The sequence below is a fragment of the Spirosoma panaciterrae DSM 21099 genome, assembly GCF_000374025.1.
Classification (GTDB): Bacteria; Bacteroidota; Bacteroidia; order Cytophagales; family Spirosomataceae; genus Spirosoma; species Spirosoma panaciterrae.
Genome location: NZ_KB893182.1, coordinates 46,988 through 68,255 on the forward strand (window position 1 = coordinate 46,988; position 21,268 = coordinate 68,255).

Here is a 21,268-nt window from a genome sequence, read left to right on the forward strand (position 1 = left end):
ATGAGCACTGTACTCAACTAAGGATACATGGAGAGTACAGTTTGAATATCAGTTTCCGATAGGCCGTTCCGTTGGCTGACAAAGGTCGACCCATCTTTTTTGGTAATAGTAGGCAGCCCGTTTTTAGAGAAATCGTACGAGCCGTACATCATAACGGAACCGAAGTCGAGTCCACCGGGCGAATCGAAGCCATCTGTCCCTCGTTGCACGTAAGTCTGGAAATCGGACTCATAGCCCGTGATGATATTGCCCGTATTGATGTCTACATAGGTATCGCGGTCGGCGCGGCTGTGTTCATGCCATAACCCAATCGTATGGCCTATTTCATGGATGGTGTTTCCAGTTGTACAGGCACTGGCCAGATTGACATACTGAACACTCCCTACGTACCCCACATTCGCTGAGCATCCTGAACCGGTCTGAAACAGTACATACCCTCGCTGGGTTGTTCGCTGAACAAAGCGGATCGGGGTATTCGCTTCCCAATGGGCAATGGCGTCCAGCACACGCGACTGATTGGGCAGAGACGGGCTGATGGAGTAATACACGATTTTGTTGGGCCAGCGTGAGGAAGCTTTGGTCCGACCGGTGCCCTCCACCTGTAAATCGTCGTCCTGACGTAAATCTCGCTCCGACAGCAGAATGTCGCTCTCGAATACCGCCTGATCGCCAAACAACTGATAAATAACGGTTTGCCCGTTAAGCTTGGTAGTTTGGAGAGCCCCCCGCTGGTTCGGGAAAGCCTCTTCAGGGCGGGTTGTGGCCGAGGCCGGTTTTACATTCTGTGAACCCTGTTCGTTGACTTCGGGCGAACAACTGATTGAGAGAATGGTTAGTGTGTAAAAAACTGAATAGGATAGTTTGTTTTTCATATATGTGTAGTATTAACGTTGTAGTCCCCAAATAACATTAATGACATAATAAATGTTAGTATATATATTAAGCGGTTAATAAATCGTATATGTTATTACTTATAAGTTACCACTAAAAAGATATATTTATATATGAGTATTTTATTGTTATATCTATAAAGCTTACTTAAGGCGTGCCTGTCGCTTTATACCTTTCACTTAATCAGGTATCTTACAACCAGAACAGGAATTTTTGCAAAGTCCTCTTCGTTGCCTTTTTGACTGCCATTACTTACGATTGGAAGCAGGTCATTGGATTGGTTGATCAGAAAAGGACAGATTCTCTTACGTAAATCATGCAATTGTTCGACGTCATTATTGTTGGCGGTGGTCCTTGTGGACTAGCGGCTGGTATCGAAGCAACCAAAGCGGGGTTGAGTCATTTAATTCTGGAGAAGGGAAGTCTTACGGAGTCGATTCGGCAGTATCCCCGACGAATGCGCTTTTTCTCGACAGCCGAAAATATTGAAATTGGTGGGCTCCCTTTCTCCATTTCGGATGTAAAGGCGAGCCGTAACGAAGCCTTGCAGTACTACCGGAAAGCAGCCGCGTATTACAAGCTGAATTTTAACGTGTTTGAGGAGGTTTGGGACGTTCAGAAACAGGGTGAGGTTTTTACCGTTACGACAACAACCGGCAAGTCGTACCAGGCTCGCAAAGTGATTATGGCTACGGGCTATTTTACGCGCCCACGCTGGCTCAACATTCCGGGCGAAAATCTGCCGCATGTGTCGCATTATTACGATGAACCCTTCAAGTATTCGTTTACGAAGGTGGTCATTATTGGAGCATCGAATTCGGCCGTCGAAGCAGCACTGGAACTGTATCGGCATGATGTCGACGTAACGGTGGTGCACCGTGGTGAAGACTTTCGCAGCACGGTAAAGTACTGGCTGGTGCCTGATGTGAAGAACCGGATAAAAGAAGGAAAAATCAAGACGGTATTTAGCTGCTGTGTCACGCAGATCGACGAGCATTCGGTAACCGTCAACGATCTGAAAACGGGTGAGGAAATACGCTTACCAGCCGATTTCGTGTTTATTCTGACGGGGTACATCCCCGATGCTGATCTACTGGCTCGCTGCGGTATTGAGCTGAACCCCGAAACGCAGGTGCCTGTCTACAACAAGGAAACGTTTGAAACCAATGTCTCCGGCCTGTATGTCTGTGGTACGGTGCTGGCTGGTATCTATACCGAAAAGGTATTTATCGAGAATGGTCGTGAACATGCACAGGCTATTATTGATCACATCATGGGCCGCCAGGTCCATAAAGTAGCCGAGCTTATTCAACGGATTTAACTACATAGAGTGTGATTGATCGGGCTAGTGATTGAGTGGTATAACCGCCAAATTACTAGCCCGATCAATCACACCATTTTACCGAAGCGGCTTTACCGAAACTTCTTTAAAGTAAACAATATCGTGGTCGCCGTGATTCTGCAGACCTATATAGCCTGAATTGGGGCGGATACCCCGATAGGGTTCAAAATCAAATTTACGGGCAGGAACTGGCTCCCCTTCCCGGTAATCGGTCACTTTCACCCCATTCACATATACGATTGTACGAGGACCATCCAGGGTAATATCCATGGTGTTCCATTGCGGACCTGGTTTGCCGGGCTTGGCTAGGGGTTTGGTCAGCGAATACAGGGTGCCTGTTACATGGTATTCGTCTTCGTCGGAGGTTTCGGGATGGTTATCAATCTGCACCTCATAGCCATAGTGTACGGGCATCCATTCTTCACGCGGTTCAACGGGGATTCGGATAAAAACGCCCGCATTGCTATTCTCTTTCTGCATTTTATAAACAACGCGCAGGGTGCAATTACCGAATTTTTCCTTCGTATAGTATAGCAGACCCATCCCTCCTTTTCCATGAATCAACCCCTTTTCAACCAGCATACTTCCTTTGCCAACGTGTTTCCAGCCAGCCAGGTCCTTACCATTGAATAGAGGTCGCCAGCCCGAATTAGTAGTAGGCTGATTCGGTTGCTGAAGCCGGGAAAGCGAGGGGCCTGACGAAAAGAAGGCACTGCTTAGCAGAAAGAGAGAAATCAGAATTCCGTAGGGCATCGCTGTGGGTTTAGAGTGGTACGTTTGACAGCATAATAAGCGAAGGATGGTGACGAATTTACTGTCGAAGCCATCCATAGTATTTTTAGGCCCACAGGTGCTTACTAGAGGAGTGCTCAGATAGACAGCGCTTTACATTCGTTTGGGTATGTATACAGATTCGGCACAATCGGACCGACGTACGTTTCTTAAAATGGCTTTGGCCAGTACCGTGGCCGTGATCGCTCCACAGAGATATGCGGAGGCAACGCAATTACCAAGTCGGGTTCGGCTTAGCTGTAATCTGTATTCATTCAATGAGCCATTGATGAGCAGGCAGATGACGCTTGATGACGTATTGACCTATTGTGCAGAACTGGGTTTTGATGCTGTTGATCCTACTGGCTATTACTTTCCGGGCTACCCAACTCCGCCCAGCGATGCCTACCTGTACCAGATTAAGCAGAAAGCGTTTCGGCTGGGGCTCGATATCAGTGGAACGGGAGTGCGCAATGATTTTACCCTGCCTGACCCTGTCCGTCGAAAGGCCGAAGTAGATCTGGTCATGAAATGGACCGATGTGGCGGCTCGTCTGGGCGCTCCTGTTGTGCGGGTTTTTGCGGGTTTGGGTAAAGAATTACCAGCCCAATACAATCGTGACGAGGTAACCGGATGGGTCGTCGAATCCATTCGTGCATGTACCGACTATGCAGCCCGGCAAGGGGTGATGATTGTCTTGCAAAACCATGCTGATTTTATACAGACGGCCGATCATGTACTGGACATTATTCGCAAGGTCGACTCCAGTTGGCTGGCGGTCAATCTGGATATTGGAAGTTTTAAAGTGGGGGACCCCTATGTACAGATTGCCCGTGTGGCTCCGTATGCGGCAACCTGGCAACTCAAAGAAAATCTATTTGTCGATGGAAAGGAGGTTCGGACCGATCTGGTGCGTATTGCACAAATCGTGCGCGATTCGGGCTATCGGGGTTATTTGCCGATTGAAACCCTCGGAAAAGGTGACCCCAAAGTGAAGGTGGCAGCCTTCCTCGATAAGGTTAAAAAGGCATTAGCGACGAACGGCTGAACGAATCTGCCTGTTTATTCGTAGCGTACACTAAGATTGTTATTGTTCTTTAAGTAAATTTAACTAAACTAGTTGCCTTTTATTTCGTTTGAAGAACGGGTAACCCTTAAGATTGACATAGAGAAATCGTTATTCCCTCATGACAACACAGAATCAATCATTTGATGTTTTAGTAGTGGATGATGATCCATCTATTTACGACCTGTTGCATATGGTAGGCCAACGGGAATTTTCTGAAGCTACCTTCAGAAGTGCCGCTACTCCTCAGGATGCCATTAATATAACCGGAGAAGAACTCCCTCATCTGGTTTTGTTAGATATCGATTTTCATCAGGAAAAGGATGGTATCGATTGGTTGCCAATGTTGCACGCCCGGTTTCAGAAGAAAGTTCCTGTTGTTATTTTCTCGCAGTCCGATAGCCAGCAGCATATCCAGCAGGCCTATCAGGCGGGTGCGGTGGCCTATACGCAGAAGCCGGACGAACTGAAAGGCTGGAAAGAGTATGTAACGGCCATGAAGAAGTTCTGGTACGAAACGGCCACCATTCCTCAGTAAATAAACAAACGATTTTTCCTGCGCTGGGATATTCAGGATAGCTTAGGTAAGACCCAGGGGGCTCGGTAATGGGCTTTGGTGAGCGCCTGTGCCGACGTATCTCCAACAATACCGCCCTGGTCGTTGTGCCAGGTGAGCTTTTTTCCGGTCCGATAGGCAATGTTGCCCAGATGCGAATGTAAGGCCACGTTGCGCCCAACCTCTGCCGGGCAGTTAGGCTGTTGTCTCGATCGAATACATTCCAGAAAATTTCGGGTATGACTGTCCAAATCCCGGCCACTGCCATACTGGATTGGCTGAGCCGGGACCAGATAACGGCCCTGTTCTACCTCAGGCAGTACTTCCCATTTGCTACGATCAATCACCACGGTACCCAGATTCCCAATAAAGGCAACGCCATGATCGCGATCGTAGGGGCCGCGCATTGTACCCAGCGATTGCTCCCACAGGATCGAAAAGTTGCCATAATCATATACCACCTGCATGGTATCGGGCGTATCGCCATCCTGATCGGGGAAGCCAAATTTACCTCCCGTAGCCACGACAGAGTTGGGGGCAGTAACGTTCATGCCCCAAAGCGCAATGTCGATCATGTGGGCTCCCCAGTCGGTCATGAGTCCACCCGCATAATCCCAGTAGTAGCGGAAGGTTCCATGAAATCGATTTCGGTTGAATGGCCGACCTGGGGCCGGGCCCAGCCACATATCGTAATCGACCCCGGCCGGAACAGGTTCGTTGGGGCGCGGTGGAAATTCTTTTCCGTAATTCATGAAGGCCCAGGTTTTCACCGACCTCACCCGGCCAATTTTCCCCGACTGAACATAGTCCAGTGCTGCTTTCCAATGGGGGCCACTCCGTTGCCATTGTCCCACCTGAACAATTCGGTTATAGCGTTTGGCGGCTGCTACGATCAGATCGCACTCTTCAATGGTCGTAGCCAGAGGTTTTTCGACATATACATCTTTTCCGGCCTGGCAGGCATATACGGCAGGCAGACAATGCCAGTGATCGGGAGTGCCTACGATTACGGCATCGACGGTTTTATCATCGATCAGTTTCCGAAAGTCGTTGTACAGCGTAACTTTTTTGCCGGTTTGTTTTTCCAGTTCATCCGAGCGCTTTTTCAATACGTTACTGTCTACATCGCATAACGCAACACAAACGGCTCCGGCATTTTTCAACATCGACGTCAGGTCGGCCCAACCCATATTGTTGACACCAATCAACCCGATCCGGATGGTATCGGATGGAGCTACTGAACGGCCTAGTTCGGGCAGTGTGGCCGACAGGCCCAACCCAGCCGCCAGGTGCGTTGACTGGTGAAGAAAATCGCGTCTTGATGAAGGCATTGTGTTCAAGTAGAAAAGGCTAAGGGCCACCTAAAAAAGACAAGAGTGAATCGAAACTACTACCGCCCCGAACGGCAATCGGTCAGTAACGGCTTATCGATAAATGACTAGCCGGAAAGAGCGCAACATAGGCAACGCTCTAAAGTTGTACGATCAACGGCTTAGAGGCAAAGCCAAGACCAGAAAAAATAAAAGCCGACTCTTGGAGCCAGCTTTCTGATAATAAATACTATCCTAAACCGGATATTGCCATTCTCCGCGATAGGCCCGACTGAGTAATTTGTTCGCTTCGGGGTCGTTCGGAATCTGGCTACCATCCCATTCAACGCTTCGGCCGAGTTTCAGCGACAGCATTCCCAGCAGGGCCATGTTTGTGGAGCGATGACCGATCTCAATATCGCAAACGGGGAGTTTGTTGGATTTGATGCTTTGCAGAAAATTGGCCCAGAGCAGGGCAATGTTCTGATCATCGGGTTTGTCGAGCTGGGCATCCTGATGGATAATAGGCTTTTTCGAGTCGGCGGGATAGAATGTCCAGCCATCAAGCCAGCCCATGTGAAAGGTGCCTTCCGTTCCGTAGAAATATACGCCCACAGCCTGTTGGGGATGGGTCTTTTCGGCGTTATTGCCGGCAAAAGTCCGATGCTCCCAAACCGCCGTGAAGTTTTCGAATTCAAACGTAGCCACCTGATGATCGGGCGCATCAGTGTTGTCTTGTTTGATGGCCCGTCCGCCCGTCGAATAGACCTTTCGCGGATGCTTTTCTTCGGTAATCCATAAGATTTGGTCCATCCAGTGAATACCCCAGTCGCCCAGCGTTCCATTGGCATAATTCAAAAAATTACGCCAGCTTCGGGGGTGCATTGCTTTGTTGTAGGCATGAAGCGGGGCCGGGCCGCACCACATGTTCCAGTCAATCTCAGGGGGCGTCTCGCTATCGGGGGTAGGCTGTCCGGCTCCCCCTGCGTAATGCACAAACGCCCGTGCCATCCCAATTTTGCCTGCCTTTCCTGACCTCAAAAACTCCATACCCGATACATTGTGGGGCGATACCCGGCGGTGCATCCCAACCTGACAGATCCGACCCGTTTGCCGGGCGGCTTTTACCATGGCCTTCCCTTCGTTGATGGTGTGGCTGATGGGTTTTTCGACGTACACGTGGGCACCTGCCTGCATGGCTGCAATAGCCGCCAGAGGGTGCCAGTGATCGGGTGTGGCCACAATCACAATCTGGGGTTTTTCGGCGGCCAGCATTTCCCGGTAGTCCCGATAGAGTTTTGGTTTGTCGGTCGTGAGTTTGCTTAGTTCTTCACTTGTCTTCTGAAGCTGGCGGCTATCTACATCACACAACGCCACTATTTTCGATTCGCCCGCCTGGACGGCACAACGCAGTATATTGTTGCCCCACCATCCGGTCCCGATTAGGGCGGTACGGTATTTCTGGGCGGGTTGTCGGGTAATAAACGCCCGTACCTGGGTGGGGTCAGTAATCAGGGTAGCACCGGCAAGAGCAGACGTTTTCAGGAAATCGGAGCGGTTCATCGGAAAACAGGGTTTCAGTGGTCTCAGTAAAAGCCCGACAGGCAGGCCTTCCAATTGTCAAAGATGAAATCCTTGTTTTTTTACCGTCGATTTTATAAACCCGATAGCAACGGCCTGGCTCCTAAAGCCTCCAGCAACAGAAAGGAAACGACGCCGATATAAACCGTGGTGAAAAGAAAAACCTGAATCGGTCGTCGGGCAATGTAGTACCCAAACAGGGGAATCAACTGAAGGGCATGCATACCAAAAAAGTGACCAATACGCAGATCGCCGTAGCGGGTAGACCAGTTCAGGATGGGTAACCCTGCCCCACCATCGGGAGCGCCTACCGTATGGCCAAGCCGAGTGGCCATCATAAATCCTTCAAACGCAAAAACGACGAAGGTCAGAATGCCGATCCGAATGGCCCATAAATAGCTGGCACTCAACTGGGGGGTATGAAGGCGAAAGAATAGGTATCCGATGTAGCCCGTCCAGCCCGTCAGCACTGTAATTGCGATCCCCATGATGCTAAAAAGCATACCATCAAGAGCTGAATTGACGTTGAAGTGCGATAGCTTTCCCAGGGTAGCCTGTCCGGTTATGATGATGAGCTCGATGGCCATGGCCACTACAACCACCCAGTTATAGATCGTTATGGTACGCGTCGGGCTCAGATACCCCGTGTACCAACTCATAGTCCAGCAGAAGATCGTGATCGACACGAAAAACTTCATGGGCTTGATAAACGCATTGATTCCCAGTACCTGCACGTTGGTAGCCAGCGCCAGTATAGCACAGACAAACGTACCGGCCAGACATAGCCAGCCGAAACGATAGAGCAGCGCATTGCGTTTTTTTAGCGTTTCCAGAAAATAGCTCATGTATCGGTTAGTTCGCTGAAACGTATCAGACCTTCTTGATTGAACGACATAAACGCTGACAAGTTTTTGTACAGCTCTTAAAATGCGATTAGATCGACAGTCGACGTGTCCGAATCAAACGGACGATCCAGTACAGCAGCAGCCCGACCGGGCCGAGCATAAAACAGAAAAACAGCGGAAGTACGATGAGCCAGTGGGGAATGTTCTTCGCCTGCGCATCCCGGACAATAACGCTGCCAACAACCAGATCGAAGGCAAGGTAATGCACCCAGGCGGCCAGTATAACCCCACTGCTCCCGGTAGCAAATAACCGTTTGATACCGGCCAGCGAACCGAATGCACCAAAGTCGATGGCTCCATCGCTAAACAGGTAAACGAGATAAATAACAGCAATACACACCGGAATCAGGTAGCTGTTCATCAGCCAGCGCGTTACGTTCCAGCGTGGGGCAACGGCCATCAGCAGCCACTGAGGTAGTACGAGGGTACTGGCAACCTGAAAGGCGATTTCGGGCGACATAGGCGTTCATGCGTTTATAACGGCGGATACGGATTGCTGCCTCAGCTACTTTTTGTTTGGCAAGCCTGTATACGCCAAAAACTTATTGAGAAACTTTCGCCTGCCCCAGTACCCGCAGGAGATTACCGCCCCAGATTTTGGCAATGTCGGCTTCCGAGTAGTTACGCCGGACCAGTTCGGCAGTCAGGTTTTCGATCTGGCTGACGTCTTCCAGGCCATTCACCCCACCACCGCCGTCAAAATCGGAGCCAATACCGACATGGTCGATACCTACCAGCTTCACAATATGATCGATGTGATCAACAATGTCGGATAGGCTGGCTCGTTCTGAGGCATACACTTTGGAGACCGAATCGCTCATCGCCTGAATACGGGCTTCCATGTCAGGGGTAGCTACTTTACCCACCCGCGACATCCGAATTTTGGTTTTAGCCGCCCGGTGCTCATCCGACGGTTTTTTCAGGTAATCGCTTACAAAATTGACTTGTACCACACCCCCTTTAGCGGCCAGTGCTTTGATCATCTCGTCGGTCATATTCCGGGGAAAATCGCAAATGGCCCGGCAGTTGGAGTGCGAAGCGATCATGGGTGCTTTCGACAGCGCCAGCGCGTCGTAAAAGGTGCTATCGGCCACGTGCGAAACGTCGATCAGGATACCGAGTCGGTTCATTTCGGCCACTACTTTTTTACCAAACTCGCTAAGGCCGCCGTACATCGGCCCATCTGGATCGGTGGATGAATCCCCGATGAGGTTGTTGGCAAAGTGGGTGAGGGTAATGTAGCGTGCGCCTAGGTCATAGTATTTCTGGAGCATCGACAGATCATCGCCAACCGGATAGCCATTTTCCATACCGATAAAGACAGCACGCTTGCCCGCTTTCTGAATTCGGTAGGCATCGGCAGGAGAGGTGGCTAGCTCGGCCAGATTGGGGTACTTTTTCAGAGCCTGATGAATCAGATCGAACTGGTTCAGCGCATCACGTTTCGCATCGGCATGGCCTTCGGGGGTTCGGGGGCCCTGTGAAGTATATACGGCAAAGAACATGGCATCCATACCGCCCTGCTTCATGCGTGGAAAATCGATCTGCGATCCGTCGCGTTTGGTATCGTGCGTCTGACCGACATCGAATCCCTCTTTTTTCATCATAATCGGGGCATCGGCATGTGTATCGAGCGTCAGCACGCGCTGGTGAATCTTATGGACTTTTTTCGCCACAGGATCATCGCCACCGAACGGACGGGGGCTGATGACGTTCAGTACAAGCAGCGTAGACAAAGCAATTGGAAGCATAATCAGTCAGGTTGTATAGATACGAAGAGGATTGTTTCGAAACTACGCATTGCCCTCCGAAATGACAAACTTTCGACGGAAAGCTCCTGTTATGGCACTATCTTTGTCAAAGAGCGAAAGAGCGAAAGAATGAAAGAGTGAATTACGGACATCTTTTATTCGCTCTTTCGCTCTTTCACTCTTTCACTCTTTAAAAATGGCTGTTGTTCCTTATAAAGATAAAGATACGTCGAAACGCGAGCAGGTTGCGGAGATGTTCGATAGCATTTCGCCCAAATATGATTTGCTGAATCATGTTTTGAGTGGAGGGATAGATATTCTCTGGCGTAAACGGGCTATTCGTGAATTGAAACCATATGCCCCCAAAACGATTCTGGATATTGCTACCGGAACCGGCGATTTTGCACTCGAAGCGCTGGCATTGAAGCCGAAAAAAATTATCGGTGTCGATATTTCAGAAGGCATGCTGGCCATCGGGCGAGAAAAAATGAAGAAGCGTGGTGTCGATACAGTTATCGACCTGCGCACCGGCGATTCAGAACGTTTGCCCTTTTCAGACAATGAATTTGATGCCGTCATCGTTTCGTTTGGTGTACGCAATTTCGAGAATCTGCTCAAAGGCTTAACCGATATGCACCGCGTAACGCGTCCGGGTGGTGTTTGTGTGGTACTGGAATTCTCGAATCCACGTCAGTTCCCGTTTAAACAACTTTATTCATTTTACTCCCGAACTATTCTGCCGCTCATCGGGCGCGTAGTGAGCAAAGACGCATCGGCTTATACCTACCTGCCCGAATCGGTGCAGGCTTTTCCCGATGGTCCCGACTTCCTGCGAATTTATGAAGCGGCCGGATTTACAACTACTAAATGGATACCGCTTACTTTTGGCGTTGCCTCAATTTACATAGGTCACAAACAGGCTTAGTTCCCATGAATCGGATGCACCGAACGGTGCCGGGGTTAAGCCTGGCTATTGTACTAAGCTTTCTGCTGACCATTCAGAGCCAGGCCCAAACATCGTATAAATACGTTCGGAAACACCTTGAGCGTTACGATGAAAAGGAGATTCATTACGGATTTTTCTTTGCGGCCCCAGTCACGCGATTCAGCGTAACCTACAGCCCTGAGTTCATGACGGCCGATTCGGCTTATCGGATTCATTCGCCCAATAAACCGGCCTTTCGGGTAGGTGGCGTAATCAACCTTTTCCTGACGGATCGTTTTGATCTACGCTTTACGCCCTCGGTATCCCTTTTCAGCCGGGAAGTCCACTACGATTATCCGGGAGGAACATCCAAAACCGAAACCCGCGAATCGACTTGGGTTGACTTTCCCCTGCTGCTGAAATACAAATCCGAACGGCGCAACAACACACGCATGTATATGGTGGCAGGCGGAACGTTCAGCATTGAAAGTAACGTGCGACGCAAAGAGCTTCAGGGAGCCAGTCGGCTAAGTACCGGAACGATGGATTTTGCCGTTGAATACGGCATTGGTCTGGAGCAATTTTTTGAATATTTCAAACTAGCCCCCGAACTGCGTTTTTCGCATGGCCTGGTCAATCTCTTTAATCCAACCAACAATGCCGCTGGCGTCGGAATCAGTAAATTGACTACGCATTCGGTTACCTTATTCCTGAATTTTGAATAGCCTACCTATCTTTAAAAGAAGCGGATGATCGGTGTATATCGTGATTCGCTTCTTTGTTTTTGATTATCCTTAATGAATTGATTTATATTTCGATAAAATAAATATAAGTTATAAGTTATTTTATTTTTTTGAGCATATGCAAAATTTTGTTTAAAACTATTGGTCAATGATTGTAATTTAGCCGATGTGGTATTTATTGTTTCTGGCTCCTCACTTAAGGCATACGAATACATCATGGCTAAACTATGCATGCACTACCAGGTCTGCTTTACACTACTTGTCTGGGCACTGAATTTATTCGGATCAACATCAGTAAAGGCTGAATATGCCGCTGATTCGATCCAGGTTACGGTAACAGAGGGTACCAATATGGCCGCCGATCTGTCGCCCGATAAGAAAACAATCGTTATCGATCTACAGGGTACACTCTGGCTAGTACCGGCTGCAGGCGGCACCGCCAAACCAATAACCGATGCCCTGGGCGATTGTCGGCAGCCAAGTTGGTCGCCCGATGGGAGCCAGATTGCCTTTCATGCTTTCTGGGATGGGCGTTATCACATCTGGACAGTGTCGAAAGCCGGTGGAAAGCCCCGTCAACTGACGAGCGGACTGTCTGACGACCGCGAGCCACACTGGTCGCCCGACGGCAAAACCCTTGTGTTCTCATCAGACCGTGGGGGCAATTATGACATCTGGCAGTTAACCCTGGCCGATGGAAAACTCACCCAACTAACGACCAATCCCGCCAACGACTTCAATCCCGCTTTCTCCCCCGACGGGAAGCAGATCGCTTTTATTTCCGATCGGCCCGATGCACCCGGCGTGTACACAATGACGCCCGGACGAACAGAAAAGTTAATTTCAGCCTCTAATGACAAACTGGCCAGTCCGGCCTGGCAACCCGATGGAACAATACTTTACTACAACCTGCTCAACAAATCGCAGAGTGGTTTAGCAGCAGTCAGTGCATCGGCAGGAGCGGCCACCATCCTCACCGAAACAGCCGAAGATGTGTTCCCGTTTCGAGTGGCCTGGTTTTCGGCAGATGAGTATCTGTACACGGCTGACGGGCTCCTAAAACGGTGTAAAATCGGAAGTAAAGGGGCGCAAACTATTCCGTTTCAGGCCATTATCTCACTGCCTCGTACGACTTACAAACGGAAAACATACGACTTCGATGCGAAAGGCCCACAGCCGGTGCTAGGTATTAAAGGGCCTACTAGTTCACCCGATGGGAAACAGATTGCCTTTGCCGCTCTGGGCGACATCTGGCTACTCACCAAAGGCGATAAAAAGCCCCGTAAGTTGACAAGCGGTTCTTCTATGGAAGTAGACCCGGCCTGGTCGCCCGATGGGACCAAACTAACGTATACATCGGATCGGAACGGGACTATGGATATCTGGATTCATGATCTGAACACGGGCCAGGAAAAATGCCTGGTCGATATGGCTGAGGATCTTCACTTTCCAACCTGGTCGCCCGACGGTAGCAAGATCGCGTTCTACCAAAGTGATCCGCGCAACGCCTGGGGGCGCAGTACATTGTATACGGCCGACGTTACCTACACGGCCGATGTAAATTCGCCCAAAATACAGAAAGTGCATGAGTCAGTCTTCGTGCCCAGTCAGGCCAGTTGGTCGCCCGATGGAAAAACGATTGCCGTATCGGCCCTACATCCCTATTCGTCCCGATATCGGGAAGGTGTCAGTGAAGTACTGTTGATTTCGTTCGATGGTAAAAATGATCGGTATGTATCTCCTGCCCCCGGTCATAGCCTGGGTACACGCAGCAAAAACGGTCCCGTTTGGTCACCCGATGGCACACAGATGGCCTATATTCTGGATGGCTTACTTTGGGTAACGGCAGTTTTGCCCGATGGCACGCCTACTGGCCAGCCACGTCAGTTGACCACGGAGCAAGCCGAGGCTCCAACCTGGACGGGCGATTCCAAACACCTGTTATTTCTGGCTACTGAGGTGTTGAAAGAAGTGTCGCTGGCTGATGGCCATATCGAAACCATTCCCATGGAATTGACCTGGCGACTAAACCAGCCCACTGGTCAGACGGTCGTTCACGCCGGGCGTCTATTTGATGGTCGTTCCAATACCTATCGACAGAACGTAGATATACTGATTGATGGGCATCGGATTAAAGCCATTTTACCTCACCAGGCGGGGCGTCCGGGTACGTTCGTTGATGCCTCTGACAAGACGGTAATCCCTGGTTTGTTTGAAATGCATACCCATCAACATGCTATGACGGGTGAGCGCCTGGGGCGGCTATGGCTATCCTACGGCATTACTTCCATTCGGGAGCCGGGAGCCGACCCATATGATGCCCTCGAACGCAAAGAATCGTGGGCCAGTGGCGCTCGTTCGGGACCAAGGCAGTTTTTTACGGGTGGCCTGACCGATGGCACCCGGATTTATTATGGAGCCGCCACGAGCATCAATTCCGACGAGCAGCTTGATCGGGAATTAAACCGTGCCGTTCGACTCGGTTACGATTTGATTAAAACCTACGTACGCATGCCTGATGCCATGCAGCAGCGTATAACAACCTTTGCCCATGCCCATGGCTTGCCGGTATCGTCACATGAGATTTTTCCGGCCATGCGCTATGATGTTGATGCGGTCGAGCATATTGGCGGTACCAGTCGGCGAGGCTATTCGCCTAAGATTACAGCCATGAACCGCAGCTATCAGGACGTCATTCAACTATTGGCAAAATCAGGGATGAACATTACGCCCACGGCTTCGTTGCAAGGTGGTTTTTTTGTGATGAGTTCAAAAAATCCGGCGCTCAATGAGAACTTACAGTACAAAACATTTTTTACCGAAGACTTTCGAAATGCACTTCAGGCTGGAGCTGCCCAGATAACGAAAATCAATCCGGGCTATTTGACCAATTTCGGTAATCTACAGCAGGGTGTCAAACGATTGATTGCGGCTGGTGCTCACGTCACGACAGGAACCGACAGCCCTTTTGTCCCGTATGGATTAAGTCTGCACACCGAGCTTCAGTCTTTTGTTGATGCCGGGTTGACGCCTTACGAAGCCTTACGGTCGGCAACGCTGTGGGCGGCAGAGACAGTCGGGGTTAGTAAAGACTTGGGTTCGCTGGAACCGGGTAAGCTGGCAGATCTGGTCATTGTAGAGGGTGATCCACTCAAAACGGTTCAGGATGCACTCAATGTACAGCAGGTAATCAAAAACGGCGAAATTTTTCCAATAGACAGGCTGTTAAAAGGCCGTTGATTGTCAAAGACTTGGGTTTGGCGTGAAAAAAAAGTGTATTATTTTTTAAAATTTTCTTAGGCTTCTCTTGCAAAAGGGCCGAATAGACCGTTATATTTGCACTCCCAAACGACGGGAAACAAAGGGAGTTTAGCTCAGCTGGTTCAGAGCATCTGCCTTACAAGCAGAGGGTCGGCGGTTCGAACCCGTCAACTCCCACAAATGAAAATCAAGCACTTAGCAAATTCTGTTAAGTGCTTTTCTCTTTTCTCCTAACACGTTTACTAACACAAGTGTGTAGGTGTTGATTTTATAAGATATTATAAAAAATGGGGATCAATGCCCAAAGTTGTGGAGAGCGTTGTATTTTTTTAGGTTTGTGGGGTTAATCAAACTTACTGATTTTGGAGAGTTTCTTGCCTATAGTTGAATATCTCCTACCTGATTTTATACTGTCGTATTACTAATTGGCTCATCTGCAAAAACGATTCTGAAGCGCTTCATCTGTATCTAAAAGAGAAAGACCATAATGAGTCAGCTATGGCAAAACTCGTGCTGTTATCCAAAGTTTTTTGCCAGAAATTACTATCCAGGAATTTCCCATTAGAGACAAGCGAGTTTTCATACATATCAAATGTTGTCTCTGGCCACCGTGGGGCGGCTCAATACAAAAACAAGAAACTTAGAAGTATTCGCGCTTTTTAAATCAGATTACCGGACTCATTGCCCTCATTACCAATAGTCTAGCCCCCAAGAGCCTCCGTCTCTTTCAGCGTTCTCAATTATTGTTTGAGCCCCAAGATCAGCAATTGGCTTGCTGTAAAGTCTGCTCTAACTCTTAGTTTCGCTGTTCTAAGGCGGTCATATCATGTTTTTGTGCTTTTTTCATGATTGGTAAAGTTAGCAGACCTATCTTCATTTTCTGGCGATAGAGTTGGACCCAGTTGCCCAGGGTATGCCACTGTGAATCCTTAAATCATCCATCACCTAGCTTACGTCTTCACCGACAAAGAGGCTACGAAAAAACGGTGGTCTGTCGGAGTTGTTCGTTATACTGGAAGCGACTCAATAGGTCGTGAATGTAGTCTTTCATGGTTGTCAATTTTTGGTAAAAATCTGATAACCTATTCCAGTGTAAGACGGTCTCGCAAAACCCATTTCTTACTTACAGCCTCTATAATACCCCAAAATCGTCTCCTTCCATTCCTACCGAAGCGTCACGGTCCGCCCTTGCAGACTCGGCTCTCTTTTCCGCTTTTGGCCGAAGACGTACATCGAATGGCGGTTACGAACCGAATTAGGCAAATGATAAACTGAAAATCATCTTTGCTTAAACTGACGTCCGTCAGTTGACAGACGCCAGTAGATAACCAACCTATTGACCTAAACTATTTTATTTAAGCTAGTAACTTGCCTCCTTATTAATTCGACTCGGCAATTCCAAGCGGGCTTGCCTGTTGAAGCACCTGTACAGTTGAATAACCCGTGATTCGCTGATTTTTAGTGGATTACTTCTCGTTCCTACTAGGTACTGACCATCAATTCAGTTGTAATAAGGAATCAATACTAGTTAGCAAGTAAGCGACATTAAAGCGTTGGTTTTAGTGGCTTATTGTCCGAAGCCATACGGCTAGTTCACCACCTGTCTGGCCGGCTTCAGCAAAAGGAACCAGCTTTAAGAGTACTCGCTTGCCATCTATCTTACCCGTTACGCTGTATACTTGCGAGCCAACCCAGCCCACCGGAAGGATCGTAGCTGGCAGTGATTTCAGGATTGTATCCTCCAAGGTTACTTCCTGTACGTCCGTCAGTCCTGGATTCAGGGCCTGATCGAGGGCCAGCACCTGCGGCCCGACTTTCAGGGCTATACGGCCCGGATAACTAATTCCGCCGTCCAATACTTGCGGATGATGATCAAACGATACATCAACCGACGCGCTTTTATCCCAAATTTGATCGATAGTTACATACGTACCGGGCACTCCTTCCCAGGTTTTACCCTGGCTGCTTGCCCGGTACGATTTAGCCCAGGCAGGAACGTACAGAGCTAGCCGAAAGGAAGCTTGCTGTGGTGAAGTCAGCGTGATCTTAACCCGCCCGTCAGCCGGAAAGCCGGTTGCTATCGTCAGTTGAACAGGTACCATTCGCCCATCGCTGGTACGAACGCTGTCCTGAACGGTTCCGGCCGAGTATAGGTTAATATTCAGACCATTGTCTCGGTTTCGAGTATAGGCCAGCTCAGGGATGATGGCAAAACCACGGGGTACGCTTGCCAAACAACAGTGCGCAGTGATGGTACATCGATAGGGTTTGCGGCCCATCAACGCGGTGTAATAACTGACGCATCCTGTTTGTGGATTCTCGGCGGCAAAGAGGTGGTTGAAAATGGATTTTTCCATCTCGTCGACGTACCGAGCCTCGCCCGTCAGGCCATAAAGTGCCTGACTTAGTTGCAGCCAGGTCGTTGTCACGCAGCCTTCCCCCATCGAGTCGCGGTTTTCAGCGGGTAGCACACCATCGGGCTGGAAGTGTTCGTGAGCGCTGGCGGTTCCGGTGATGTACAGTTTATGGGTGGCAATGTCCTGCCAGGCTGTCTGAGCCGCTTTCAGCAACGAAGGCTCCCCAGTCAATTGATAAAGCCTGACGATACCAATCAGATTCGACATCATCTCATAGGCTTTAGCGTTGGCTGTTTTATCAACTTTACCGATCGTATTCAGCGTGGTAATAAGTTTTGGTCCTTTTGGAGTATCATAGGCCTGAATGATGTACTTACAGAAATCAAGGTATCGTTTATCTCCGGTATAGCGATAGAGTTCGGTCATTGGTTCGAGTACAGATGCCGAGGCCATGCCTACATGGTCGCCGGTTTCAACAATATTTAATTGGCCGGGCCCGGCTCCAAATGTTTTTAGTAACAGATCCCCGATCCGTCGACTGGCCTCGAGAGCCGGTTCGTAACCAGTAGCTGCGTAATAGCTGAGCAGCCCTAGCAAATCGTATTTGTGAGCCCACACATCCCAGGCCTTCCAGTATTGATCTGGGGCGTATGTGCCTAGGTAACCACTAGGTAACTGCGTCCCGATCAGTACATCCACGATGCGATCCATCTGCGTTTTGAGCTGCGGATTGTTTGAGTAACGCCACACTCGGCTGGCCGCGTGCAGATACTTACCCGGGTATTCGCCCACCCAGGTTTGACTACCCGGTCGATTATAGAATCCTTCCAGGATGCCCTCTTCGTCAATTTTCAACAGCCGTTGGGTCAGGTTGGCATTAAGCCGCTGCTCGAGAAAACCGGCAAAATGAATATGCTCCAGCGGAAAAGCAGTCACCTTGTCGGGTACTTGCTGAGCCACGACCGGAAATGCCAAGTGGTCGTTTGCACGCTCCCGCCCTTGGTAGCCAATCAGCGTACTATATCGAAGGGTATCATGTAAGCCCGGTACCTCAAACGCATGGCTGGCCAGATAGGATCCGTTTCCGGTTATAGGAACTAAGTATTTATAGGTCACCGGGTGTTGGCCATCTAACGTTAGCGGCTTCGTCTCGTCATAGACCATCGCCTTCGTCATGGTGTTCGTCACTATCGTTCGCATAGAACCTGCCAGCGGTTGACAGGGAATCTTCAGTTGAAACTGTACCGACTTGGCAAGCGTTTGCGAACCTTGACCAGTAAGCAGCGAAGGCCGCTCAGATGAGAATAAGGTGTAGAGCGTAGCTAGACTTGGGACACCACCAATCTCATATGGCCCTCGTGTTAAACCGCCATTGCCGTAAACATCCTCTGCCCGAACGGCAATGACATTATCCGCGTCCCAACGGATAAACTCATCTGGAATGATATATTCCCGGCTGACATCCCAACCCGATGTACGGCCTACTTCTTTCCCATTTACATACGTCTGGTCATTATCGTCAATACGGCCGAGCGCCAGGCGGAGGCCTGATCGCAACGGGGTCTGGTTACGTAACGACGAGGGAATAACTATGTGCAACCTATACCAGACCACCCCGTTGTAATCAGTCAGACCCTGCTCTTCCCAGGGCTTACCGACCTGGATGGGTTTCCAGGATTGATCAGAAACATTCGGACTAGCAAATGCCGCCTGGTCGCTAGGTTGATACCGCCAGCCTTTGGTCAGTGTTAGGTGCGTTTGAGCAAAGCAAACAGAGGCCGTTACACTGTAAACAGATAAGATCAAGAGAATACGTTTCATAAAGGCGTGTAAGCCAAGGGTTGACAAGTTGACTTAGCAGACAGTCTCTGCGGGACGTTTCATTAATTTTATATGCGTTATCGAGCGGCAATGATCAGACCAAGGCCAACGACGTAACAAACCAGCATAAGCTGGAGGAGTGTCTGGGTTGAACGAGGGGAACCCCTGAACTCTTTCCAAACGTAAATTCCCCAGATGGCGGCAACCACTGTCGCTCCCTGACCGAGACCGTAAGAGATGGCAGGACCGGCTTTATCCGATGCAATAATGCTGAATGACATGCCTACACACCAGATGATGCCGCCCAGTATACCCATACTGTGATTACGTACAGTTCCCTTTAGATAGTGCGCATACGAAACTGGAGGGCCAACAAAGGGTCGATACATCAATAGCGTATTAAACAACAGATTGCTGGCCAGGATACCCAGCGAGAAACATACCACGGCCGAGTACGGACTTAATTTTCCGGCAACAGGATGGGTAAAATCAGGAAACATAGCCTGCGCTACGAATTTATAAAACATACCCATTAGGGCTCCACTCACAATAGACAGCAGTAACCCGTTTGTGGAAACTCCCTGGTGGTTCGCCGACGCCTGGCGATAGGCGGTGGCGTTCAGCCCAATAGCTACGATAATCAACAGTACCCCTGCAAACAGTAGAGTTGGCTGGCCAACGGGCTGATCCAGGTAATTGACAACTACCCCGATGACCAAGGCCAGCCCAATCCCTACCGGAAACGCGACCGACATGCCAGCAATGGAAATAGCGGCTCCCAGCAGAATATTGGCAGCGTTGAAAATGATACCCCCTACCAGCGCTGACCTTATATTACCGAGCGATGCCTGTTGCAGATCGGCCAAAAAACTTCGTCCATTTGATCCCGTGCTACCTAAGGTGAGCGCAAACAGCAAAGCCAATACAACGATCCCAATGACGTAATCCCAGTAGAAGAGTTCAAACCGCCAGTTTCCTGCTGCCAACTTTTGCGTGTTCGCCCAAGATCCCCAACACACCATCGTAACTAGGCAAAAAATAACGGCCACGGAATAGCTTTCTATAATAAACATAGTAGAGATAGTGATTAGAGTTCAGTTCGTTTGGGCATAGACGCCTGCGCTCCCAGGCGAGTAACGGAAATACCCGCAGCACGGCACGCAAAGGCAACCGCATCGGCCAGTGATTTGCCCTCGGCCAAGGCTACAGTCAGTGCGCCGTTGAAGCAATCGCCAGCCGCCGTCGTATCAACAGCTTTCACTGGTTGAATGGCAATGACCTGCGATTGCCCAGGCTCAGACAAGAATGCTCCCTTGGCCCCCAGGGTTATGATGACATTTTGGACACCTCTTTCGTGCAACTGGGTAGCCGCTAAATGGGCGGAGGCATCATCGGTAACGGTAATACCGGTGAGCTGCTTTGCCTCCGTTTCGTTGGGGCTGATTAGGTATAACGATGGTAATAGCCGATCCGGTAGGGATTGGGCTGGGGCTGGATTGAGGATGACCCGGCCACCCCGTTTAGCCACCTGCTGAGTTATGTACGCTACAGTGGTCATTGGTATTTCCAACTGGGTCAGAACAAGGCTTGTCGGATCAATCTGGTCGAGCATCGGGTCGATGTCCGATGGCTGTAGATAGGCATTTGCCCCCGGAGCGACCGTGATGACGTTTTCACCCTGGGCATCAACTGTAATCAGCGCAACGCCTGTTGGGTGGTCATCGTTCTGAAAAACGAACCGGGTATCAATACCCTCCTGCTGGAAACCACGAATAGCCTGCTGGCCGAAAATATCGTTGCCTACATTCGTGACAAACGTGACTTGGCCGCCTAAGCGAGCAGCCGCCACGGCCTGATTGGCTCCCTTACCGCCTGGATTCATTAGGAAGGTTCCGCCAATAATGGTTTCGCCGGGAACTGGTAAACGAGACGTTTTAATGACCATATCGGTATTCGATGATCCTATTACAATAATGGGAATAGGCATA

16 protein-coding genes and 1 tRNA gene are annotated in these 21,268 nt (G+C 49.7%); 7 read left to right on the forward strand and 10 right to left on the reverse strand.

The features are described 5' to 3' along the window. Positions 1-17: 17 nt before the first annotated feature. On the reverse strand, positions 18-872 hold the full coding sequence (locus tag B153_RS0113005; RefSeq protein WP_020597157.1) for a M12 family metallopeptidase: 855 nt from the start codon (positions 870-872) through the stop codon (positions 18-20). 335 nt (positions 873-1,207) lie between these two features. Between B153_RS0113005 and B153_RS0113010 the strand changes: the two genes are divergently transcribed. Then, complete coding sequence (locus tag B153_RS0113010; RefSeq protein WP_020597158.1) at positions 1,208-2,212, forward strand: YpdA family putative bacillithiol disulfide reductase; 1,005 nt, start codon at positions 1,208-1,210, stop codon at positions 2,210-2,212. Between the two features lie 78 nt (positions 2,213-2,290). Here the strand turns inward: B153_RS0113010 and B153_RS0113015 are convergent, their stop codons facing one another. Continuing rightward, on the reverse strand, positions 2,291-2,986 hold the full coding sequence (locus tag B153_RS0113015) for a 3-keto-disaccharide hydrolase (protein WP_020597159.1): 696 nt from the start codon (positions 2,984-2,986) through the stop codon (positions 2,291-2,293). Between the two features lie 148 nt (positions 2,987-3,134). Between B153_RS0113015 and B153_RS0113020 the strand changes: the two genes are divergently transcribed. Next, entirely contained in the window at positions 3,135-4,052 is a 918-nt protein-coding gene (locus B153_RS0113020) for a sugar phosphate isomerase/epimerase family protein (protein ID WP_020597160.1), read from the forward strand. A gap of 139 nt (positions 4,053-4,191) precedes the next feature. Beyond that, positions 4,192-4,608: a response regulator gene (locus B153_RS0113025; protein WP_020597161.1), complete on the forward strand. Its 417-nt coding sequence runs from the start codon at positions 4,192-4,194 to the stop codon at positions 4,606-4,608. A gap of 32 nt (positions 4,609-4,640) precedes the next feature. Here B153_RS0113025 and B153_RS0113030 read toward each other — a convergent pair whose 3' ends face one another. The 5 genes from B153_RS0113030 to B153_RS0113050 all read right to left on the reverse strand — a co-directional run bounded on the left by B153_RS0113030 (position 4,641) and on the right by B153_RS0113050 (position 10,173). Further along, entirely contained in the window at positions 4,641-5,957 is a 1,317-nt protein-coding gene (locus B153_RS0113030; RefSeq protein ID WP_020597162.1) for a Gfo/Idh/MocA family protein, read from the reverse strand. Positions 5,958-6,191: 234 nt separating this feature from the next. Next, positions 6,192-7,499 carry a Gfo/Idh/MocA family protein gene (locus tag B153_RS0113035; protein ID WP_020597163.1) on the reverse strand — a complete coding sequence of 436 codons (1,308 nt, stop codon included), beginning with the start codon at positions 7,497-7,499 and terminating at the stop codon, positions 6,192-6,194. Between the two features lie 92 nt (positions 7,500-7,591). Continuing rightward, positions 7,592-8,362 (reverse strand): hypothetical protein, encoded by a 771-nt coding sequence (locus B153_RS0113040; protein ID WP_020597164.1) that lies wholly within the window; start codon positions 8,360-8,362, stop codon positions 7,592-7,594. An 88-nt stretch (positions 8,363-8,450) separates the two neighbouring features. After that, positions 8,451-8,882 carry an ABA4-like family protein gene (locus tag B153_RS0113045; protein ID WP_020597165.1) on the reverse strand — a complete coding sequence of 144 codons (432 nt, stop codon included), beginning with the start codon at positions 8,880-8,882 and terminating at the stop codon, positions 8,451-8,453. Between the two features lie 82 nt (positions 8,883-8,964). After that, a complete protein-coding gene (locus B153_RS0113050; protein ID WP_020597166.1) occupies positions 8,965-10,173 on the reverse strand; it encodes a dipeptidase in 1,209 nt (402 codons plus the stop codon). Between the two features lie 196 nt (positions 10,174-10,369). Here B153_RS0113050 and ubiE point away from each other — a divergent pair, with 196 nt between their 5' ends. The 4 genes from ubiE to B153_RS0113070 all read left to right on the forward strand — a co-directional run bounded on the left by ubiE (position 10,370) and on the right by B153_RS0113070 (position 15,279). Continuing rightward, positions 10,370-11,098, forward strand: coding sequence for a bifunctional demethylmenaquinone methyltransferase/2-methoxy-6-polyprenyl-1,4-benzoquinol methylase UbiE (ubiE, locus tag B153_RS0113055; RefSeq protein ID WP_020597167.1), 729 nt, complete (start codon positions 10,370-10,372; stop codon positions 11,096-11,098). 5 nt (positions 11,099-11,103) lie between these two features. Next, positions 11,104-11,823, forward strand: coding sequence for a type IX secretion/gliding motility protein PorT/SprT (porT, locus tag B153_RS0113060; protein WP_020597168.1), 720 nt, complete (start codon positions 11,104-11,106; stop codon positions 11,821-11,823). Positions 11,824-12,057: 234 nt separating this feature from the next. Beyond that, positions 12,058-15,081: an amidohydrolase family protein gene (locus B153_RS0113065; RefSeq protein WP_026262121.1), complete on the forward strand. Its 3,024-nt coding sequence runs from the start codon at positions 12,058-12,060 to the stop codon at positions 15,079-15,081. Positions 15,082-15,204: 123 nt separating this feature from the next. Beyond that, a tRNA-Val gene (locus B153_RS0113070) sits at positions 15,205-15,279 on the forward strand. A 1,382-nt stretch (positions 15,280-16,661) separates the two neighbouring features. Here B153_RS0113070 and B153_RS0113075 read toward each other — a convergent pair. The 3 genes from B153_RS0113075 to rbsK all read right to left on the reverse strand — a co-directional run bounded on the left by B153_RS0113075 (position 16,662) and on the right by rbsK (position 21,267). Continuing rightward, a complete protein-coding gene (locus tag B153_RS0113075; protein ID WP_020597170.1) occupies positions 16,662-19,280 on the reverse strand; it encodes a glycoside hydrolase family 127 protein in 2,619 nt (872 codons plus the stop codon). 77 nt (positions 19,281-19,357) lie between these two features. After that, entirely contained in the window at positions 19,358-20,353 is a 996-nt protein-coding gene (locus B153_RS0113080; RefSeq protein WP_020597171.1) for a GRP family sugar transporter, read from the reverse strand. A 14-nt stretch (positions 20,354-20,367) separates the two neighbouring features. Next, on the reverse strand, positions 20,368-21,267 hold the full coding sequence (rbsK, locus tag B153_RS0113085) for a ribokinase (protein ID WP_020597172.1): 900 nt from the start codon (positions 21,265-21,267) through the stop codon (positions 20,368-20,370). Between the last annotated feature and the right edge of the window lies 1 nt (position 21,268).

Excerpts from the sequence above, each read along its gene's own strand:
- B153_RS0113005 (WP_020597157.1), bottom strand. The coding sequence starts at position 872 with ATGAAAAACAAACTATCCTATTCAGTTTTTTACACACTAACCATTCTC.
- B153_RS0113010 (WP_020597158.1), top strand. The coding sequence starts at position 1,208 with ATGCAATTGTTCGACGTCATTATTGTTGGCGGTGGTCCTTGTGGACTA.
- B153_RS0113015 (WP_020597159.1), bottom strand. The coding sequence starts at position 2,986 with ATGCCCTACGGAATTCTGATTTCTCTCTTTCTGCTAAGCAGTGCCTTC.
- B153_RS0113020 (WP_020597160.1), top strand. The coding sequence starts at position 3,135 with ATGTATACAGATTCGGCACAATCGGACCGACGTACGTTTCTTAAAATG.
- B153_RS0113025 (WP_020597161.1), top strand. The coding sequence starts at position 4,192 with ATGACAACACAGAATCAATCATTTGATGTTTTAGTAGTGGATGATGAT.
- B153_RS0113030 (WP_020597162.1), bottom strand. The coding sequence starts at position 5,957 with ATGCCTTCATCAAGACGCGATTTTCTTCACCAGTCAACGCACCTGGCG.
- B153_RS0113035 (WP_020597163.1), bottom strand. The coding sequence starts at position 7,499 with ATGAACCGCTCCGATTTCCTGAAAACGTCTGCTCTTGCCGGTGCTACC.
- B153_RS0113040 (WP_020597164.1), bottom strand. The coding sequence starts at position 8,362 with ATGAGCTATTTTCTGGAAACGCTAAAAAAACGCAATGCGCTGCTCTAT.
- B153_RS0113045 (WP_020597165.1), bottom strand. The coding sequence starts at position 8,882 with ATGTCGCCCGAAATCGCCTTTCAGGTTGCCAGTACCCTCGTACTACCT.
- B153_RS0113050 (WP_020597166.1), bottom strand. The coding sequence starts at position 10,173 with ATGCTTCCAATTGCTTTGTCTACGCTGCTTGTACTGAACGTCATCAGC.
- ubiE (WP_020597167.1), top strand. The coding sequence starts at position 10,370 with ATGGCTGTTGTTCCTTATAAAGATAAAGATACGTCGAAACGCGAGCAG.
- porT (WP_020597168.1), top strand. The coding sequence starts at position 11,104 with ATGAATCGGATGCACCGAACGGTGCCGGGGTTAAGCCTGGCTATTGTA.
- B153_RS0113065 (WP_026262121.1), top strand. The coding sequence starts at position 12,058 with ATGGCTAAACTATGCATGCACTACCAGGTCTGCTTTACACTACTTGTC.
- B153_RS0113075 (WP_020597170.1), bottom strand. The coding sequence starts at position 19,280 with ATGAAACGTATTCTCTTGATCTTATCTGTTTACAGTGTAACGGCCTCT.
- B153_RS0113080 (WP_020597171.1), bottom strand. The coding sequence starts at position 20,353 with ATGTTTATTATAGAAAGCTATTCCGTGGCCGTTATTTTTTGCCTAGTT.
- rbsK (WP_020597172.1), bottom strand. The coding sequence starts at position 21,267 with ATGCCTATTCCCATTATTGTAATAGGATCATCGAATACCGATATGGTC.